This window comes from Lysinibacillus xylanilyticus (assembly GCF_001183605.1).
Taxonomy (GTDB): domain Bacteria; phylum Bacillota; class Bacilli; order Bacillales_A; family Planococcaceae; genus Lysinibacillus; species Lysinibacillus xylanilyticus.
In genome coordinates this window covers 1-3,679 of record NZ_LFXJ01000001.1, presented here as the reverse complement: position 1 = coordinate 3,679, position 3,679 = coordinate 1, and the positions used below count along the sequence as shown (strand labels likewise).

At 36.7% G+C, this 3,679-nt stretch carries 3 protein-coding genes and 1 other annotated feature; all 3 genes read right to left on the bottom strand.

The window, feature by feature from the left end; translation table 11 throughout:
- Window positions 1-112: 112 nt before the first annotated feature.
- Window positions 113-668, bottom strand: a sequence feature (16S ribosomal RNA rRNA prediction is too short).
- Between the two features lie 319 nt (window positions 669-987).
- Window positions 988-1,881 (bottom strand): patatin-like phospholipase family protein, encoded by an 894-nt coding sequence (locus ACZ11_RS00015; protein ID WP_049662497.1) that lies wholly within the window; start codon window positions 1,879-1,881, stop codon window positions 988-990.
- Window positions 1,882-2,954: 1,073 nt separating this feature from the next.
- Complete coding sequence (locus ACZ11_RS26835; protein ID WP_236690750.1) at window positions 2,955-3,197, bottom strand: hypothetical protein; 243 nt, start codon at window positions 3,195-3,197, stop codon at window positions 2,955-2,957.
- 94 nt (window positions 3,198-3,291) lie between these two features.
- Complete coding sequence (locus ACZ11_RS26830; RefSeq protein WP_236690749.1) at window positions 3,292-3,456, bottom strand: hypothetical protein; 165 nt, start codon at window positions 3,454-3,456, stop codon at window positions 3,292-3,294.
- Window positions 3,457-3,679 lie beyond the last annotated feature (223 nt).

The window sequence follows — 3,679 nt, the reverse complement described above, 5'->3', positions numbered from 1 at the left end:
TCCTCTTCTGCACTCAAGTCCCCCAGTTTCCAATGACCCTCCACGGTTGAGCCGTGGGCTTTCACATCAGACTTAAAGGACCGCCTGCGCGCGCTTTACGCCCAATAATTCCGGACAACGCTTGCCACCTACGTATTACCGCGGCTGCTGGCACGTAGTTAGCCGTGGCTTTCTAATAAGGTACCGTCAAGGTACAGCCAGTTACTACTGTACTTGTTCTTCCCTTACAACAGAGTTTTACGATCCGAAAACCTTCTTCACTCACGCGGCGTTGCTCCATCAGGCTTTCGCCCATTGTGGAAGATTCCCTACTGCTGCCTCCCGTAGGAGTCTGGGCCGTGTCTCAGTCCCAGTGTGGCCGATCACCCTCTCAGGTCGGCTACGCATCGTTGCCTTGGTGAGCCGTTACCTCACCAACTAGCTAATGCGCCGCGGGCCCATCCTATAGCGACAGCCGAAACCGTCTTTCAGTGTTTCACCATGAAATGAAACAGATTATTCGGTATTAGCCCCGGTTTCCCGGAGTTATCCCAAACTATAGGGTAGGTTGCCCACGTGTTACTCACCCGTCCGCCGCTAACGTCAAAGGAGCAAGCTCCTTCTCTGTTCGCTCGACTTGCATGTATTAGGCACGCCGCCAGCGTTCGTCCTGAGCCAGGATCAAACTCTCCATAAAAGAAATTTGATTAGCTCAAATTGTTTTGCTGGCATCATGTTTGATGTCCAAAATTTTGTTTTGTTCACTAACTCAAGGTTAGCTATTAAAAACTTTATTGATTACGTTTTGCTTGTTCAGTTTTCAAGGTTCATTTGCAATCGTTATCTCTTTGTTAAGAGCTAACTTTTATATAATAACATGTTTCATACAGAATGTCAAACAGTTATTTTATTTTCATATTGTTCTAGCTGTGTGTTCAACAGCAACTTTTATATAATACCACCCACTTTATAGAACGTCAATAGTCTTATCCGTTTTTTTTAAAAGTTTCATAACCTAAACCTTGGCCATGATTTTAAAAATTGAATAGTGCGGTTTCTCCCTATTTCTAAAAGCGTTTCTTTAGTCTCTTCATCTAAATCAAATTGTGTGGCGCTATAATCATCAACAGGAATAAAAATAATATCTCGTTCATGCCGTCTTGAAATATATCTTTCATCATGAGCATCTTTCATAGTAGAAAATAAAGCTTCAAATAAATTTAATCCATTTTTAATTTCATGTGGGTGTTGTTCTTCTCTACGTCTACTCAATTTAAGCCCTATAATCGGTCGCACTTTGCGTCCTTCTCTATCATCAAATACCCATAACGGAAAATTACTCAATACCCCGCCATCTACAATAACTGAATCCCCTTTCCCTGTTTTTAATGTAACAGGTTCAAAGAAAAAAGGTATACCACAACTCATACGTAAAGCACTTGCTACAGAAAAATTCCTAGCTTCGATATGATATTTTTGTAAATCATCTGGTAAAACTATCATTCTGCCATTTGTTAAATCCGAAGCCACTAATTTTAATGAATCGTTTGGTAAATCTCCGAATGTATAAACCCCTTTTGCAGCCAACTTCTGAAAAAACCATTTTTCTAATGCTTTTCCTTTATATAAACCTAAATGGTGATAAACATTAACCCACTTCATGAATGGGAAAGGTAATATTGTTTTCCTTGGATCTAGTAATGAAGGTACATCCAACTCTTCCAACATAGTTTGGATTTCTTTCCCGCTATATCCTGCAGCAATAAAAGCAGCTAATATGGCCCCAGCGCTCGTTCCAGCTACCCGTTTAAAGCGAAAATTTTCAGCTTCTAGTACTTGATACGCCCCGACTAGCGCAAACCCCTTCAAACCACCACCAGAAAAAACACCATCAATCCACAAAATTCCCTCTCCTTTTTCAAATAATCTTTACATTATAAGAACTAGTAACAACAATTAGAACTAAAAATACAGGTTTATGTCGAATTTCTACAGCTCTTTGAATACCATCTATTAAATAAAAAAGGATTAAGCACTGTATACAGAGCCTAATCCTTTTTTATCTCTGAGAGCTTTGAATGGTTTGAGGGGACTCGACAAGAACTTGCCAACGATCCAGATGTAACAGTTCATTTATGGGTGTAGGGGTAGTCCTTCACCTTTTTAGTCTATTTACAGTAAAATGTTGTTATATAGCCGTTTTGTAGGGGGTCAAGAAATGGCTCTTTAAATAGATGGGTGCGAGGCCTTTTTTAACATTTAATTTTATAAAAAAAAACAAGGACAACCTTAATCGGTTAATCTTGTTTTTAATTGCATAAAAATATTTACCAAAATAACTAACAATGGGTGCAATATAAATGCTATGGCTATTTGAGCGTATGAAGCATTGAAATATTCCGTATCCGTATCTAGAAGATAGATGTTCAGCACCGTAAATAGCGTTATTACAGCTATTACAGTGTAACGAATGGCATTTAGAAAACCACTAATTGAGCCACAAATATAAAACAGTGTAGAAATAAATATGAGTACGTGTAAAGTAATGGCTTCATCTATTGCATATGAAACAGGTATATCAGAAGTAATCACTAACCGATAAGCGAAAGCCCCCAGTAAAACAAATGTGCCAAATAAGAGTAATAGATTAGAAATTAAATGTTTTCATTTTTTTATCTTTTTTTAATTTAGGTTGTTACTTTGATTGCAAATCTCCCTTTACAGAATTTAAGACGATAAAACATTAAGGAGAGATGCAATATGGCATTCATAACAACAAAAGTAGAAGGGTATTCACTATCAGTTGAATACGTAGACGGAATTGTACGTATTAAAAACAAAACAGCTTTAACAACTTGTTAAAAGACCAGTCTAGTGGTTCTTTAAAAGCTGCTGCTGTAATTAAGGCAGCGTACAAAAAACGTCAAGGTTTTGTACAAATTAAAAAACCTGCTTGTATAACAGGAGGTTTTTTGTTATTGAATGATGTCCTTTAAAGCATCGAAAAATTCATCACCGTTTAGAATCGTGTAGTTATAAAGATATTCATCATCTACTTTAGTTGAGTCGCTTAAATCTATAAAGTATATTTGTTTTTTCTTTTCATATACGTGTAACGTATATTCTTTATTCAATTTCATGTTGATAAGATAATCAACATCGTTTAACGAAGTGATATCTTTTATTTGCTTTAATTGCAAGTTGTTTATTGCACTCATTATTCGTTTTTACTGTTCTTCGTTCTCGACATTTGATTTAAGAAGAGGCTCTAGTGGCGTCGATACAACTGTACGGATGTTTAAAGTTGTTTTTTTATTGAACATCTGCATCTTTTAAAATGTCCGATATTGTATAAATTCTTTCAGCTTCAGCTTTAGCAAGGGCTTCTCGTTCTTTGTTTTCATATACATCTAGCCCCATCAAGATAATGGATGTAATAAGAACAGCAACTGTTATAAAAATATTGCGTTTACGCATATTCCCTATCTTATTTCCTTTTTTGTTAATTGGAGTATATTAAAATTTGTATTAATTAAGTTGTTAAAAGTCTGCTTTATTTTCAATGGATTACACCATATCAGACTTACTCATTGGGCTACACCCTTCTCATCCCTTGACGTGAGTCTTCTGTCGGTAAACAATAAAAAAACAGCCAGCACTTAGCTGACTGTTTATATTGCCTAGCGACGTCCTACTCTCA

Excerpts from the sequence above, each read along its gene's own strand:
- ACZ11_RS26830 (WP_236690749.1), bottom strand. The coding sequence starts at position 3,456 with ATGCGTAAACGCAATATTTTTATAACAGTTGCTGTTCTTATTACATCC.
- ACZ11_RS26835 (WP_236690750.1), bottom strand. The coding sequence starts at position 3,197 with ATGAGTGCAATAAACAACTTGCAATTAAAGCAAATAAAAGATATCACT.